Source organism: Pseudoalteromonas sp. 1CM17D (assembly GCF_023161805.1).
GTDB classification, from domain to species: domain Bacteria; phylum Pseudomonadota; class Gammaproteobacteria; order Enterobacterales; family Alteromonadaceae; genus Pseudoalteromonas; species Pseudoalteromonas atlantica.
On sequence record NZ_JALNTP010000001.1, the window covers coordinates 617,826 to 634,067 of the forward strand.

Here is a 16,242-nt window from a genome sequence, read left to right on the forward strand (position 1 = left end):
CCTGAGTAGAGAGCGAGGCTAAATTAGAGCGCCCACGTTAAATGAGCGCGCAGTTTAGCAGCTTAAGGCACGCTGCCCTATTGATATTTACACTATAAAGAGTTGTTAATTACCCAATACCTTGGCAGGGTCGACTCGAGTTGCTTGCCACGCCGGGTAAATAGTAGCAAGTACAGCTAAAATAAAGGTAACAATAACTGTTATTCCAATATCACTGAGTACTAATTTACTGGGTAAAAACTCAATAAAATAAACACCTTCAAGCGGATTAGCTGCAAATAACTGGCTAACCCATGTAAACAGCTCACTAATGTTAAGCGCTAATATAACCCCAACTAGTGTGCCAAGTAACACGCCAACAAAGGCTTGCGTTAAACCTTGCATGACAAAGGTAGCTAAAATGGTACTGTCTTTAGCGCCCATGGTTTTTAAAATAGCTATGTTGCCTTGTTTTTCGCGCACTTCCATTACAAGCGACGATACAATGTTAAAACTAGCTACCGCTATAATTAAAAACACCACAATGTACACAATTGTGCGCACCATTTGAATATCTTGATACAGGCTACCTTGCGTTCTAAACCAGCTAGAAACATACACATAATCACTAATAGTTTGCCCTACTCGCAGTGCAATTTGATGTGCAGCAAACACATCATCTACGCTCAATCGTAAACCTGTTACTTGGCTGGCGTCGTAACCTAAAACTGACTGTGCTTTATTTAAGTGAATAAATGCAGCGCTACTGTCAATTGGCCCACCCATTTCTATAATGCCCGCAAGTGTTAACGTTACGCGTTTAGGGGCTAATAGAGACTTGCCTTGCTCGCTAATTTTAGGAATCAGTAAAGTAATGTTATCGCCTATATTAGCGCCTAATTGCTTTACAATTTGCTTGCCTAAAATAACGTCATCCGTGCGCAGCTGACTAACCAGTGTGCCTTTGGTAAATTGATTTATGGCCGATACATTCCCTTCATAGCTAGGTTCAACGCCGCGTATTTCTACCGCTTTAAGCTGGCTTTTAAATTGCGCCATACCATTTACTGCTATAAATGGCGCAGCACCTGTAACATGAGGCTCTGCTTTAAGTTTTTCTACTTTGTTAGGCCAATCAGCAATCGGTCGGCTAGGCGCTACGTATTCAACTTGCGGTACCACACTTAATAGACGATGCACTAATTGCTGCTCAAAGCCATTAATAACCGAAAGTGCAACAATTAACACCGCCACCCCTAATAAAATACCAACGGTAGAGGCTTTGGCAATAAAGCTTACAAATGCGTTTTTTTCGTCTTTATGACCAGAATAGGCTCTAAAGCGTTCACTTAAAAATAAACTAAGCAACATGGTGCGACTCTTTAATGGCAAGTTTCCCATCATCTAAATACGCAATTTTACCTAGTTTGTCTGCAAGCTCTAAGTCGTGAGTAACCACCACAAAACTAGTATTTAAGCTTTTATTTAGCTCATTAATTAAATCGTAAATTTTAATCGCGTTTTGCTTATCAAGGTTACCGGTAGGTTCGTCGGCTAACACTAATGCGGGTTTAGTCACCAGCGCTCGAGCAATAGCAACACGCTGGCGCTCTCCACCAGACAGTGCCGAAGGTTTATGCTCACTGCGATGCGCTAAGCCTACTTTATCTAGCATTTGCAAGGCTTGCTCTTTCGCCTCTTTTGCGTTTAGCCCTTTAATTAGTAGCGGCATAGCCACGTTTTCAACCGCACTAAATTCCATTAATAAATGGTGAAACTGATAAATAAAGCCCAAGTTTTTATTTCTAAACGCCGCTTGCTCTGTTCGCGATAATTTAGCAACGTCTTGATTTTTTATTTTAGCGCTACCCGATGTAGCCGTATCCAGGGTTCCTAAAATATGCAATAAGGTACTTTTTCCTGAGCCTGAGCTGCCTACTATAGCCAGCATATCCCCTTGGTTAAGAGATAAGTCCACCCCTTTTAATACTTCTACTTGATTTTGACCATCTTGATAAACTTTACTTAAGTTTTGACAGCTAATAACTAAATCATTCATAACGCAATACCTCTGCTGGTTTTACTTTTGCGGCTTTGCGCGCAGGATATAAAGTGGCTAAAAAGCTCATTGCAATACTGCTAAGCGCAATAATAACGAGGCTTAACACATCAAATTTTACCGGAAGCTCTACACCTGCTAGTAGGTTTAGCCCCACAGCAGCGAGTAGTTCATTAATATATAAGCTAAACAACACACCTAAAAGTGCCCCTATCGCGGTGCCAATCACCCCGTTATACAAGCCTTGCACCATAAACACTTTTTGTACTTGTGAAGGCGTTAAACCTAAGGTTTGTAATATCGCTACTTCGCCTTGTTTTTCACTCACCATCATAGTCAGTGCCGAAACAATATTAAATACAGCCACTAATACAATCAGCCCTAACAACATAGACATAATACGTTTTTCCATGGCAACCGCGGCAAATAAAGTACCTTGGCTACTGCGCCAGTCACTTACTTGGTAGTCGCGTAAAATGCGCTGCCTGTCCTTTGTAAATTGCGCTAATTCAAAGGGTTCATGTAACGACACACTTAAGTTAGGCGCGGTATTTTTGTTAAGCTTTAATACCCGCTGTAAAGATGCGCCGCTGGTAAATGCAAGGCTCATATCTATCTCTGAGCCGGTTTCGTATATTGCGGCTATTTTAAATAAACGCTGACTAGGTACGCGCCCAAGTGGCGTGTAAGTTGAGGCATTAGGCATAATTACGCGCAGTTTTTCTCCCATACCTACGCCAAGTTTTCGGCTTAAGTAACGGCTAATAGCTATGTTGTAGCTATTATTTAAAACGTTTTGCCAATTGCCCTGCACAACTTTATCAGTAATTTTATATAGCGATCCGTTATCGCCATACAAGCCTTGCAGTAATACGCCGTGTAAATCTTTATTGGTTTGCAAAATGGCTTCACCGTGGCGGTAAAGGCTTACGTGATCTACATAATCTGAGCGCTCTAAATCGGCTTTTAACGCTGTCATTTGTTCGCTGGTGTGTTTATTGGCTTGTACTTCTACGTGAGGAATGAGCCCTAACATATTTGTTTTTAAACTGTTTTCAAAGCCATTCATTACACTGCTTACAGTGAACAAGGCCATTAGCCCTATGGCTATTCCGGCAATAGAAAAAAACGAGATAAACGATATAAACGCATTTCCTTTGGAGGAGCGGCTATATCTGAGCCCTATAAATAAGCTAACCGGTTGAAACATATTATTTAAAACATTTATGCTAAAAGTGTGCGGCTATAGTAGCACGAACTAAGATGAATTGAATATGACCATAAATGTAAGAAATAATTTATAAATCTTATACTTGGCTATATTTTAAGCGCGCTTTATTCAAGCCCAGCCACTAAATAATCAAGTAATACTCTTACGTTAGTGGCAACAAACTGACGCGGTGGGTAAATTCCCCACACGCCTTCTTGATCTGGCTGATAAGAAGTTAATACTGGCACAAGCTCGCCCGTTCGTAGCTCATTTTCAATGTAATAATTTGGCAGCTGCACTATTCCTAAGCCTTTTTTTGCACCATCAACTAATGCCCAACCACTATTACAGCGCAAGCGTCCTGCAATTTTAATGTGTTTATCGCGGCCGTTTTCGTTTACTCGCCAGTAACTGCTGTTACCAATTAAACATTGATGTTGGTTTAGCTCGCCTAGGGTATGAGGCTCACCTACTCGGGATAAATAATCTGGGGAGGCACACATTATAAAGCGCCTAGCACTTAAACGTCGTGCTCTGTGGCTTGAATCTTTTAAATGCCCTAACCGAATAGCTAAATCAAACCCACCTTCGAGTAAATTTTCTTGCTCGTTAGAAAGCGTAGCAATAACTTCGACCTCAGGATGAGCGTGCATAAAATTGTGCACAATGGGCATAATAAAAGTTTCACCATACATAACCGGTGCTGTTAATTTAATTTTACCTTTAGGCGTTGTTTGCTGCGTTGCTAAGCTTTGCGTGGCATCGTCCATAGCGTGTTGTAGTTGCTTAGTTTGATGTAAAAAGGCTTCGCCTTCTTTGGTTAATACCACTTTGCGGGTTGTACGGGTGAGTAACTGGGTATTTAAACGCTGCTCCAGCGCCGTAACATGGCGACTTATATGGGCAACCGACAACCCCAGTACATTAGCCGCTGCTGTAAAACTACCCTCTTCTCCCACTGCTATAAATTCGTCTATGCCATCCCAACGCGCCATTATTACTATACTGTAAAAGTGTTTTAATAAATCAGAGATTATCATTATTTGAGAAACAAATACAATAGAGCCATCACCCAAACAAATTGGGGCTACAATTGTTATTTAAAACCACTACAAAGGATAAACACATGTCTGAATTTATAAAATCAAAAGCAGCTATTGCGTGGGGTCCAAACCAACCATTAAGCGTAGAAGAAGTTGATGTAATGATGCCTAAAAAAGGCGAAGTAATGGTAAAAATTACTGCTACTGGTGTTTGTCACACTGATGCATTTACTTTATCAGGTGAAGATCCTGAAGGTATTTTCCCAGCAATTTTAGGCCATGAAGGTGCAGGCGTTGTATATGCAGTGGGCGAAGGCGTAACCAGTGTTGAAGTAGGCGATCACGTTATTCCACTTTACACCGCTGAATGTGGCGTATGTAAAATGTGTACTTCAGGCAAAACTAACCTGTGTTCAGCAGTGCGCGAAACACAAGGTAAAGGCCTAATGCCAGATGGCACTACACGCTTTTTTAAAGACGGCCAACCAATTTATCACTACATGGGGACGTCTACTTTTTCTGAGTACACAGTACTTCCAGAAATTTCACTCGCAAAAGTAAACAAAGAAGCGTCGCTTGAAGAAATTTGTTTATTAGGCTGTGGCGTAACCACAGGTATGGGCGCGGTAACAAACACTGCAAACGTAAAACCTGGCGATACCGTGGCTATTTTTGGCTTAGGTGGCATTGGTTTATCGGCCATTATTGGTGCAAAAATGGCAGGTGCGGGTCGCATTATTGGTGTAGATATTAATACCAGCAAATTTGACCTTGCAACAAAACTTGGCGCAACCGATTTAGTAAACCCTAAAGACTTCGACAAGCCAATTCAAGAAGTGATTGTTGATATGACCGATGGCGGTGTTGATTACTCGTTTGAGTGTATTGGTAACGTTGATGTAATGCGCTCAGCACTTGAGTGTTGTCATAAAGGTTGGGGTGAGTCGGTAATTATTGGTGTAGCCGGTGCTGGCCAAGAAATTTCAACCCGTCCTTTCCAACTAGTAACTGGCCGTGTATGGCGCGGTAGCGCATTTGGTGGCGTTAAAGGCCGTTCACAGTTACCTGAAATTGTTGAGCGTTACATGGCAGGCGAATTTGCTCTTAACGACTTTATTACGCATACCATGAGCCTTGAAGAAATTAACGATGCGTTTGATTTAATGCACGAAGGTAAAAGTATTCGTACAGTAATTCACTACTAATACGTTATTGGTAACCTATGTATTAAAAAGCCGTAATACTTAATTGTTTGCGGCTTTTAAGGATTTTTATGTTAGAAAATATCTCAAGTACAAAAGTAGCAGGTGGTTGGCACAAACAATATACCCACACTGCAACAAGTACCCATTGCACAATGCGTTTTGCGGTATTTTTACCACCTGGCGCAAGCGAAACAAATAAAGTGCCAGTGCTTTATTGGCTATCGGGTTTAACCTGTACAGACGAAAACTTTATGCAAAAAGCCGGCGCATTTAAAAAGGCGGCTGAGCTAGGTATTGCTATTGTAGCGCCTGATACAAGCCCTCGTGGTGATAATGTCCCTGATGACGACAACTACGACTTTGGCCAAGGCGCAGGCTTTTACGTAAACGCAACACAAGCACCGTTCAATACACATTTTAATATGTATGACTATGTAGTTGATGAACTACCTATGCTTATTGAGCAACACTTCCCAGTAACCAGTACTAAAGCAATTAGTGGTCACTCTATGGGCGGGCACGGCGCTTTAATGGTGGCACTTAAAAACCCTAAAGCGTTTGTTAGCGCTTCGGCCTTTAGCCCTATTGTTAACCCAATTGACTGCCCATGGGGCGTGAAAGCATTTACGGGTTACTTAGGCACTGACAAAGAGCTCTGGGCTCAATACGATTCGTGCGAGTTGATGAAAAAAGCGCAGCAGGCTGATTTTCTCCCTATGCTTGTTACGCAGGGCGAAGCCGATGGGTTTTTAGAGGAGCAACTTAAGCCACAAAATTTAGCGGCTGTTGCTAAGAATAAAGGTTACCCGCTTAGCATTGAAATGCAAGCTGGCTACGATCATAGTTACTTTTTTATAAGCAGCTTTATTGACCAACACTTATCATTTCATAGTCAGTTTTTAACTGCGTAATCTCATTAGTGTGTAGATCAGACTTATCTACTTCTACACACTCTTTCAATACTTTACTCACTTGCCTACACAATTGTACCGTATTGCCCTCACCTTTTACTAAATTGATCAGCAATGAATCTATTTTTAACCCTATATCGGTAAAACTAAACCCGTTTTTGTCTTTCGGTACAGGTTCGAGTGGATTTTTATAAGGCTCAGAGCGAGCTGGGCTATTACTATATTTATTGGCGCGTGCATTTGACTGTGCCTGCCCATCAATTATAACACCAGCGACTGTGCAGCCACTTAGGTAAATAACACATAAACATAAAGTTAGCGCTCTCATGACTCATCCTGATCAAAAACATTACCTAAATTATAAACATCTTTAAAAATAGTATTGTAAAAATATGTATACCTGTTCTATATACTTAATTTTGAACGGCCTAAGCGTACAATTTAATACAGTGCGTCATCCTTTTATTAATAAAATGGGTTTAAGCCCTAATACTTAAATTCACTTATACACTCTTTTATAAAACCCACCAGCTGTAAAATAAAAATAACTAAAAACGGTAAAGCGCCAATAATAGCAATGGTCCTGTTTAGTGGCTCATTATTTTGTATCAGCAATATAAAAGCACAAAGCCCAAGGGCGAGTGACCAACCATAAATACTCCATGCTTTTGCCTTTTTGCTATTTGTTAAATCACGTATTACTAATATCGCCGAATCGGCTGAGGTAACCACAAAAATAAGTAACAGTAACAAGCTTGACCAAATAAGTACGGCGCCTTGCCAGCCTAACTGCTGAAAAAATATAAATAGCCCTTGGGTATAGTCGGCTTTAATGGCATCTAAAATACCGGCATGGTAGGTTTTATCCCATGCGATAGCCGAGCCCGAAAACACACTAAACCACACAATAGTCACAAGCGTAGGCAGCAAAACTACGCCCAATATATATTGCCACACTGGCCGGCCTTGGCTAATTTTAGCTAAAAACACGCCAACAAAAGGTCCCCACGCTAACCACCAAAAATAATAATTGTAGGTCCAGCCATTTGCCCACTCGGGGTTATTAAGTTGGCTTTGTAATTGCCATGTCCCTGTAAAAATAAGCCGTAGGTAATCCCTTGTGCCCTCAATGGCAATAGCCATTATAGGCTGTATGGGCATTAACAAAAGCAGCCACAATAAAAGTAAAAAAGCTAGCCAAACATTAAACTTACTCAGCGTTTGAATACCTTTTTTAAGCCCAAGCTTGGCCGATATTGTATACAGCAATACAATTAAGCTGATTATGATAAAACCAGATACAAGCGCGGACTCTATCCCTAGGTTTATTTCAATTCCCTTGCGTAGCAATAACGTAGAGTTTGCAATTGTCCCAACCACACCAAAAAAAATGGCGAGCACGGCCACTAATTTAACAATAAAGGTAAGCTTGTTTTGGTATTTTATATTTATTGCGCCTTTTAATGCACTGATTACCGGTGCGCTAATATCACCACTGCAATGACTGTTTTTTGTTAAGCCACCTAACACAAGCCCAAATACTGCATAAAGAGCCCACGCATGCGCCCCCCAGTTAACCAACGTCAGCGCTAAAGCACTACTTACTTTGTCAGGGTAAAGTGTATGTTTTAAAGGAGAGTTGACTACATTCAACGCAGGCTCTGCAACTCCCCAAAAAATTAAACCCGACCCCATCCCTGCGGCAAAAAGCATAGAAAGCCAGCCAAATAAGCCAAATTCAATACGGGCATTGTCACCGCCTACTTTTCGCCTACCAAGCGGGCTTATGGCAATAACGATGACTGCAAGTAATAAAAAATTTACTAACAAAAAAAACGGCGCCCCTAAAAAACTTAAAGCGTTATTTATAAGCGGTTGCAAATGATTAGTAAGTAATTGAGGCGCCAAAAATGCAATAGCACAAAGAGTAAGGCAAAGTAATAACGCTGTTTTTTCAAGCTTGGTTGTATGTAAAGGCAAGTGAAATACTGTTTATTAATGTTTAATAATAAAATAATACGCACTTTGCATAATTATTTAAACGCATAGGCAGGGTTTATCTGTAAAAGCGTAAATTAACTATGTAAATGTTACCAATTAATCAATTAACGCCTCTCACATTTAAATTTAACACATTGATTTTAAGCAATAAAATAAGCTGGCCTGTAGGTTGCTATTAGTTTACACCCTTAACCAATAGAGACCATTATGGAAATTGATTTACAGTGGAACGAAATCATCGATAATTTAGTACACCTTGGCATTGCCTACATACTCGCACTGCCTATGGCTTACGACAGGGAGCGAAGCCACCATGGCGCAGGGTTAAGGACTTTTCCACTTGTGGCAGTTGCCTCATGCGGCTATGCGGTAATTGCTATGTCAGTGCTAGAAGGTGCAGAAGCGCAATCTAAAATGCTACAAGGGATTATTACCGGCATAGGCTTTATTGGCGGTGGTGCAATTTTAAAAAATAATAAATCTACATCGGGTACCGCAACAGCAGCAAGCATATGGAATATGGGTTTAATTGGTATAGCGGTTGCTTACAGCCGTTACGAAATTGCTATTTTATTAGCTATCATTAATTTTATAACACTGAGGTACATTAAAAAGTTTAAGTAATGCTAAGGTGTACCATTATGAAATTACTAAAAAGAAGATAAATTGTGAGTAACTACTGCAACCTAAATTAATGTAATAAATGAAGGCGCTTAAAAGCGCTCAAGCTCGCATGACGATACTATATAACATATAATATCGGCAAATTTATACAACGTATTTGAGCTTAATGATGTCGTCTCACTCTACAGCCCCTCGGTTACATCATATTGATTTATTGCGTGGCATTATCATTATATTTATGGTGATTGACCATGGTATGTATTATTGTCTTAATTACTCAGTAACCGATCCTATGGCGGTTCCGGGTACCAGCCCTGTTACTTTTTTCACCCGCTTTATTTCGCACTTTTGCGCCCCTTTATTTGTTTTTTTAGCAGGCCTTTCAGCAGCTGTTACCGAGCATAAATACGCTTCAACTAAGGCATTTTCTTACAATTTAATTGTCCGTGGTTTGGTGCTAATCATTTTTGAATTTACCATTGTTTCGTGGTCATGGAGCTTTAACCCCGCTTTTCCAATGTTATACGCACAGGTCATTTGGGCGATAGGCTGGGGATTTGTCATATTAGGCTTATTACGTTTATTAGGCATTTATGCAGTGCTAATAAGTGCTTTATTGTTGGTGTTTGGCCATAATCTATTTGATGGCGTAAGCTTTGAGCCAAATACGCTTGCGCATACACTTTGGTCTATTGCACATCAAAAAAATGTACTTGAACTACCTTTGGGCATAAAAATGAGAACAACTTACCCAGTTGCGCCCATTGTAGGTTTAATGGCTTTAGCTTACTGCGCGGGAGTATATTATAAAAAACACCAGTACAAAGCCCAGGTGATGAATTATGCAGCTATATTAGGTGCAAGCTGCCTTGCTTTATACACTGTGCTGCGCGGTTTTAATTTATACGGCGACACTTCAGTATTTACTATTCATACCAATACTATTACTACTGTTATGTCGTTTTTAAATCCGACTAAATACCCACTGTCATTACAATTTATGTTGCTAACCGTGGGCCTTGGGCTAATTGCGCTTAAACTTTTAAGCCATGTTAAAGCCGACTTTTCTCGTAACTTTTTACAAGTGCTTGGTAAAACCAGTATGTTCTCATACCTTGCGCATTTGTATTTATTGCACGCTGTCGCTTGGTTGCTTATTCCTGTTTTAGGGCTTAGTTTTAGCGATATGACTTACGGCGACACATTAGTAGGCCTTCCACCGGGTTACGGTATGAGTTATGGCGCAACTTTGGTATTTATAGCTGTGGTTATAGGCTTAACCACTTTACTTGCAAAACGCTATTTAGGCTGGAAGCGCAATAATAAGCACACTCTAATTGCTAAGTATATATAACAAAAACCCCACATAATAATGTGGGGTTTTTATTTAAGTGTTTATTACCAATAAAATACTTTTTATAAAAAGCTTTCACCAGTTTGTTTTAAAGTAACCGTTTGCGCCTGTGCACTTTTAATTAATAGCCCACAACGAATATCATTTTTTGAAATTAATATTTTATCAATCTCGTTGGTATTATAATTAACGACTTTGTTTTCACAGCGAAGTTGTACTTTAGATAACGGTTTACTCGCGCTAAGTTCAACCGTACCTTTAGAAAGTAAAGGTAAAACCGCTTTTTCAGACTCAAGCGTTATTTGCTGATTTATAGCGCCAGAATTTTTATAAATGTCATTCACTTGTGCAAGTAATTGCGCTCTATTTTCCTCGCTAAACGTTATTGATTCAATATCGCCTAATGCATCAATTGCATCGTAAGCACGTACGTAGTCTTGTTTTGAAATAAACCACTGTAAGGCATTTTTAATAACACGTTTTTTTATTTGATCCGGTAAGTTATCTCTAAACAAAAAGGCTTCATAAATTGACTTATCAAAGCTTTTCCAATCTTGCACAAAGTAGCTATGTTGGCTTTTAAGCCAAGCCAATAAAACTATTTCGACTGTGTTTTTAGTGTGTTCGTTTTCAAGCTCAGTAATATACGTTTTAGCTTCATCGTACTTTTTATCATCAATAAGCTGGCTGGCTTTCTCATAATCGTCAAAAAACGCCGGGGATGCCTGATCGTTCGAAAAACTAGCATGTACATTTTGCGAGCTTACCGTAATAGTTTTCGCCGTAGGCACGGCACTGCCATTTATCTGTGCACTTTTATAATTAAGCTTAGAAACATAATCGAGAACTTCTCGTTGATATTTTTTTTGACCAAGCGAAGCCACAATTTCGATATCACTCACTTGGCCGTTTTCATCAACCACGTAGCTACTTAAATTAATCCCTTCTAACCTTGATGCACGCGGCGAAGTATTAGTAAGCTGGTCGTAATTTTTATTAATAATTTCAGCAGCTACAAAATCATCTGCTGATACTGATAAGTGAGTAAAGGTTGAAGCGAGAGAAAGTGCTAGTAAAAGTTTTTTCATCGATATATCCATCCTAGATTATGTTTCTATTATAAAAACAAAGGTACTCCATAAATGCAAGTTAATCCATAAAAAACACGTCATTTTTTAATCAACTTTATACCAATCCGCTTTATTAAGTGATCTATTTTAAGGTTGGAGAACGTGTTTGTAGCTAGGTAAAAAATTCGCTATTTAATTATTCTAATTGAGAATTTTAACGCAGGTAGCGACATGTTTAGCCACGCAAAATGATTGAGTATTACGGATTGGTATTATTATGGGTTTTATAAAAGACACAGGCATAAAAAAGGCGCCTTAAACAGCGCCTTTGCTACACGTCGCTAAGTAAATAGTTTAAATCAGTATTCATTTTTATGTAGCCGGTTACCCTAAATTTTAATACTAATTTTACTCTTGGTTTTTCCATACTTTGACATAATCAACAAGCATTGTGGCCACAAAATCATCATCAATATTACGAGTATTACCGTCCCATCCACCGACTTGTAATGATAAGATCACATATGAGGGTAAGCTGCCAATCCGCTCGCTTTCATGTTCCCATACTTTTTCACCATCGATATACATTCCAACGTAATTAGGGGCCCAATGCATACCAAATAGATGAAAGTCATCTTCTGTTTCATTAAGGTAAAGTTTATCTGACTCTACTGATGCATGTTTACTACCGTATCCATCCCAATGTAGAGCAGCCCAACTGACACCGCTGCCCCACACGCCTAAATACTCCATAATATCGAACTCCATACCCCTACCAAAAGTGGTTGATGTATCGCCCCACACATCTTTAACCAATAAAACGGGCTCCTCGCCATAGTTTTTTTTAGCATACTCACCACCACGAACTGTTGCATCATCAGTTATTTCTATATTTGTGTCATTAACAACAAGTACAGGCCTATCAGCTGAGTTTTCTGCCTCATTACTGAATATTTCTAAGAGCTGTTTTCTCATATAGTTATCGACTAAGGCAAAGCTGGCAGCACTTTCCGCATTTTTCTGCTTTTGAATATAATCAGTAACATCAACCTCAATAATATCACCAGATGAAGCACCATAACGGTGAGTAAACCAAATGGGGTCAATCTTCGGCTTTGTATCCCACGTTACTGTACTCTGAGACCAATCACTCGAAAGTGTTTTATGTACTGCAACACTGCTTTTATTTGTTGCTTTAGAGACCTTAAGCTTTAGAAGTGCTGAGTCAACCGTATCTGATATGTCATCAAGACTAAATTTTAATAAAGCTTGGCGCCTGTAAGTATCACTCCCATAAATCCCTTTATCAGCTAACAGCCAAAAAGCAGGCCAAGTACCGTGTATTGAGTCATACTTAATCTTGGCTTCGAAGTATCCATATTGCTGTCTAAACTGGCCAAAAGTACTGATCTCAGCCCCTTTATAATGATGCGTTTTATCTCCTTGACTAAAGAGTTCTCGCTCGGCTTTGAACATCAGCATACCGTTTTCAACACTAATATTTTCACTCCCTGCATTAGCAGCAATGCCACTCATACCTAAGTATTGCTTGCCAACTTTCCACTTATCAGGGTTGAGGGTGTTTTGGTTAAAGTCATCTTCAAAAGTAAGTACCCAATTCCCTGGCGCCGGAGGGTTAGTAGTTACAATCGATTTATTCTCTTTAAAGTAGACTGAATCCATATAAAATATACCTGTGCCATAAGGGCCCTGAACACCTACTGCGAGTACATTCTCTCCTTCGTTTAAGTTAAAGTGCTTAAGGTATATTTGAACTGTATGCCATGTGTCATCTAAGTAGTCATTATGCCCTGGCTCGCCATTAATGGTCCAAAACTCGCTATTAGAATCATCTAGATTTATCTTTAAAGAGTTTTTCCCCCTACGAAACATAAGGGTCCCTTTACTACCTGACTTTCGGTATATTTTTGCTTCGAGGATAGTATCTTCATATGGCGGTACTTGTGCAATGCGCAAACCAGATTGGGTCCAATGATGGGCTGACATTACGATTGCTTGATCGCCATCAGCTACTGGTTCACCTATCTGCGTTAAGCTTGATTCACTGGATGAAGTAGACCACAAAGAGGTGCCATTTTGAGGGTAATCATCAAATAAAACGGTTGCAGCAATACTAATGTGCGGTAAAACCAACAAAATATAAAAGCTAAGTAAAAACTTACCTTTTATCCGACGAATTATTAAGGTTAATTTCATTGCTATTCCTAAACTAATTAATAATTTGAATATTTACCTAAGCAGAAATTAATCCTTAACTGTTCAGGCGTACGTTAAATTTCAAAGGGTGGTAAATAAAGTTCATAGCCAAATTAGTAATTATTTAATTGTAGGAGTAGTTTTGATATGGCTTATCTATTAAAAATAGTATGGAACATCACTAGTATTTTTCAACTATTTTTATTGTTTTATACTAGTTATAAGTTATTAGCTTTATCTTTTTTAAACTTGATATCATAGAGTTAAAAATATAATTAAATTTTTATTAAAGTGTGTTTTTACCGCAAAAATATACTTACTATTTATTCATCAATCTAATCGTGGCTTTAACAGTTATGAGCTATAAAGCACCTCTTAAGCTCATATAAATGATCACATCTGTTAGTAAGTAGAAAAAACTAAACCAGCGTGATTCGCTATTATTTACAATAATCATCGTCAACATCTAGATAAAACTTCAAAGCAGTATATTTTAATTACAAAACACGCCGTAGGTTTAGCTGATTGAAAAGATGAAAAAAAGGCGCCTTAAACAGCGCCTTTGGATTCAAGTATGTGTGCTTAAAACATATCTTGATAGGAGTTGGTTGTATTAAACGAAATTGCTTTATCAAAACCGGGAAGCTCTATTCCGTCTTCGCCAATTACAATATCGTTATCGTCAATGGCGCCATCACCAAAACGATATACTAATTCGTACTTACCAAGGTCAGCTTGCGCTTTATAGGTATTTTGCGCAGCAACAACGGATGTGTTTTTATCAGCGTAATCACTCATCGCTTTTTCACCATGACGCTTAGCAAGCATTTGTAGTGTTACTTTAGCGCTAAGTACAGTAGCAGTGGCGTTATTACCTCCAAAACCTTTTGAGTTTATAAAGGCTATGTCCATATCGCCACAATCATAATGACTGTTACGTATATCTAAGTGATCAGCATAAACATCGTCGGCAACTTTATCTATGGTAGTAATACCCGGCATAATATTATGACTAAATACACCCAGCGCAATAGCGAGCTGATCGCCACTGGCGGGGGCAATTGTATGCCCTACATAAGCTTTTGGCGCCGTCACTTTCCAGCTATCAATGGCAAACGTTTGTGCCACTTTATGATAAATAAGTGACTCTGTTACTCTATTTTGCGGCGTACTAGAACCATGCGCTAAAATAAAGCTGCGTTTTTGTAGCGCCTCTTTACCTAATAAGCTTGTTGCAAGCGCTGCAGATTTGGCCATTGTAATGTAGTTACCAGGGCCCGGTGAAGTGATTGATTTTTTAATGCCATCGGCATTTACAAATACATCAGGCACTGAGCCCATAATGTCTGCACCTAGTTCAAGTGCTAACGCATCGTCCATTAAAATGGCCACTTGTGCGCCTTCACCTAATGTAAAGCCACAGTTTTCACCGAATGGGCGGCTGCTTTTACGGTAATTAGGCTCTTGTTCACTGCTTAAATTATCTAAACGGCGCAGACCTTCAACATTGGCAAGGGCGCTCATATTACCAAAGCCTTCTACTACTTCAGGCGTAATAGCGCATTCAACACTTGCTACCACCGCAACACGGGTGCGCCCTGCTTGAATATCGTTTACTGCAGCGCGTAGGTTATATAAAAATGTGGCACATGCACCCGAGGTAGAAAACGTAGTACCTACATTACCTGTAACGTAGGCGTTTATAAAATCAGTCGACATAGTGTTTAGGCCAAGTGCTAATTGCTTTGTACTAACACGATCGCCCTGCTGGCGTGCTTTAACTAAACCGCCTAATCCTTTGTCGTCCATTTGGCCAATAACCGAGGCTGAATAAGTACCAATTTTATCTGGCTCTACGCTATTCATTATGCGTTGCCAATCAAGACCAGTTGACTTAATAGCATCGTTTGCTGCAAATATAGTGGCTTGCAAACCACGTGGCTGGTAACGGCTGTTATACATTATTGATGGATCAAACCCGGTAGGAAACTGACCTGCCGATTTAATTGGGTTATCACGGGTAGAATCTAATTTTACATCTAGCTCTGCCGCTATAGTCACTTTTACTTTTTTGCCTTCAAGCTCTTGAACTTTCCAACTGGCAGGCACTGGGGTTGGTAAATCGCGTGCGCGCGTTTCAAACACAATTGCGTTTTCATCAGAGGACTTTAACGTCATCTTTTGCTGCCAAGGCGTGGCATCTGCATCAAAGTGCTCTTTTTCAATTTTACGAATAAGTGTGCCAGCAATAATTTGCTCACCAAAGCGTGCTTCTATGTCGCTTTGCTCAACATTATTACCGTTTGTGTCTTGTAATTGACCATCAACAACGCGTACTAAGTTCATTAATGTGGCGAGGCCTAAAAATGTTTCACTACGAGCTTGTGCGTTTAATGCGTCTAACACGATACGGCGGTAACCTTGATGAAAAGAAGTACGGCCCGCGGCGTTAATACCACCCATGCCTACTATTACGGGTAATGCTGTCATAATTAACCTTTAAAACGTGTTATAGGAGAAGCAAACAGTTTAATTGGATTAACCACAACACTTTGTGCTTTAATAGCCA

13 protein-coding genes are annotated in these 16,242 nt (G+C 39.6%); 4 read left to right on the forward strand and 9 right to left on the reverse strand.

Going from position 1 to position 16,242, the window contains the following annotated elements:
* Window positions 1-105: 105 nt before the first annotated feature.
* The 4 genes from MSC25_RS02770 to MSC25_RS02785 form a co-directional block, all read right to left on the reverse strand.
* The gene (locus tag MSC25_RS02770; RefSeq protein ID WP_248442492.1) at window positions 106-1,350 is read right to left on the reverse strand and encodes a lipoprotein-releasing ABC transporter permease subunit; all 1,245 of its coding nucleotides are present in this window, start codon (window positions 1,348-1,350) and stop codon (window positions 106-108) included.
* Window positions 1,340-2,038 (reverse strand): lipoprotein-releasing ABC transporter ATP-binding protein LolD, encoded by a 699-nt coding sequence (lolD, locus tag MSC25_RS02775; RefSeq protein WP_029774428.1) that lies wholly within the window; start codon window positions 2,036-2,038, stop codon window positions 1,340-1,342. Before lolD ends, MSC25_RS02770 begins: the two co-directional genes overlap by 11 nt.
* Window positions 2,031-3,248 (reverse strand): lipoprotein-releasing ABC transporter permease subunit, encoded by a 1,218-nt coding sequence (locus MSC25_RS02780; RefSeq protein ID WP_248442494.1) that lies wholly within the window; start codon window positions 3,246-3,248, stop codon window positions 2,031-2,033. The genes lolD and MSC25_RS02780 overlap by 8 nt, the downstream gene beginning before the upstream one ends.
* A 125-nt stretch (window positions 3,249-3,373) precedes the next feature.
* Entirely contained in the window at window positions 3,374-4,243 is an 870-nt protein-coding gene (locus MSC25_RS02785) for a LysR family transcriptional regulator (RefSeq protein ID WP_029774426.1), read from the reverse strand.
* A gap of 131 nt (window positions 4,244-4,374) precedes the next feature.
* On the opposite strand from MSC25_RS02785, the gene MSC25_RS02790 reads away from it, so the two are divergent.
* Both MSC25_RS02790 and fghA read left to right on the forward strand, forming a co-directional pair.
* Window positions 4,375-5,496, forward strand: coding sequence for an S-(hydroxymethyl)glutathione dehydrogenase/class III alcohol dehydrogenase (locus MSC25_RS02790; RefSeq protein ID WP_004587830.1), 1,122 nt, complete (start codon window positions 4,375-4,377; stop codon window positions 5,494-5,496).
* 68 nt (window positions 5,497-5,564) lie between these two features.
* Window positions 5,565-6,407, forward strand: a complete 843-nt coding sequence (gene fghA, locus MSC25_RS02795; protein WP_055253436.1) for an S-formylglutathione hydrolase — start codon at window positions 5,565-5,567, stop codon at window positions 6,405-6,407.
* Here the strand turns inward: fghA and MSC25_RS02800 are convergent.
* Together MSC25_RS02800 and MSC25_RS02805 are read right to left on the reverse strand one after the other, a co-directional pair.
* A complete protein-coding gene (locus MSC25_RS02800; protein WP_248442495.1) occupies window positions 6,361-6,735 on the reverse strand; it encodes a hypothetical protein in 375 nt (124 codons plus the stop codon). The genes fghA and MSC25_RS02800 overlap by 47 nt on opposite strands.
* Before the next feature lie 158 nt (window positions 6,736-6,893).
* Window positions 6,894-8,387, reverse strand: a complete 1,494-nt coding sequence (locus MSC25_RS02805) for a BCCT family transporter (RefSeq protein WP_248442497.1) — start codon at window positions 8,385-8,387, stop codon at window positions 6,894-6,896.
* 228 nt (window positions 8,388-8,615) lie between these two features.
* Between MSC25_RS02805 and MSC25_RS02810 the strand changes: the two genes are divergently transcribed.
* A complete protein-coding gene (locus tag MSC25_RS02810; RefSeq protein WP_004587826.1) occupies window positions 8,616-9,032 on the forward strand; it encodes an MgtC/SapB family protein in 417 nt (138 codons plus the stop codon).
* A gap of 169 nt (window positions 9,033-9,201) precedes the next feature.
* Window positions 9,202-10,386, forward strand: coding sequence for an acyltransferase family protein (locus tag MSC25_RS02815; RefSeq protein WP_248442637.1), 1,185 nt, complete (start codon window positions 9,202-9,204; stop codon window positions 10,384-10,386).
* Between the two features lie 62 nt (window positions 10,387-10,448).
* Here the strand turns inward: MSC25_RS02815 and MSC25_RS02820 are convergent, their stop codons facing one another.
* The 3 genes from MSC25_RS02820 to MSC25_RS02830 all read right to left on the reverse strand — a co-directional run bounded on the left by MSC25_RS02820 (window position 10,449) and on the right by MSC25_RS02830 (window position 16,163).
* Complete coding sequence (locus MSC25_RS02820) at window positions 10,449-11,474, reverse strand: energy transducer TonB (RefSeq protein WP_121637411.1); 1,026 nt, start codon at window positions 11,472-11,474, stop codon at window positions 10,449-10,451.
* 390 nt (window positions 11,475-11,864) lie between these two features.
* Window positions 11,865-13,673, reverse strand: a complete 1,809-nt coding sequence (locus MSC25_RS02825; protein ID WP_248442499.1) for a DNRLRE domain-containing protein — start codon at window positions 13,671-13,673, stop codon at window positions 11,865-11,867.
* Window positions 13,674-14,255: 582 nt separating this feature from the next.
* On the reverse strand, window positions 14,256-16,163 hold the full coding sequence (locus MSC25_RS02830) for a beta-ketoacyl synthase (protein WP_064385486.1): 1,908 nt from the start codon (window positions 16,161-16,163) through the stop codon (window positions 14,256-14,258).
* Window positions 16,164-16,242: the final 79 nt, after the last annotated feature.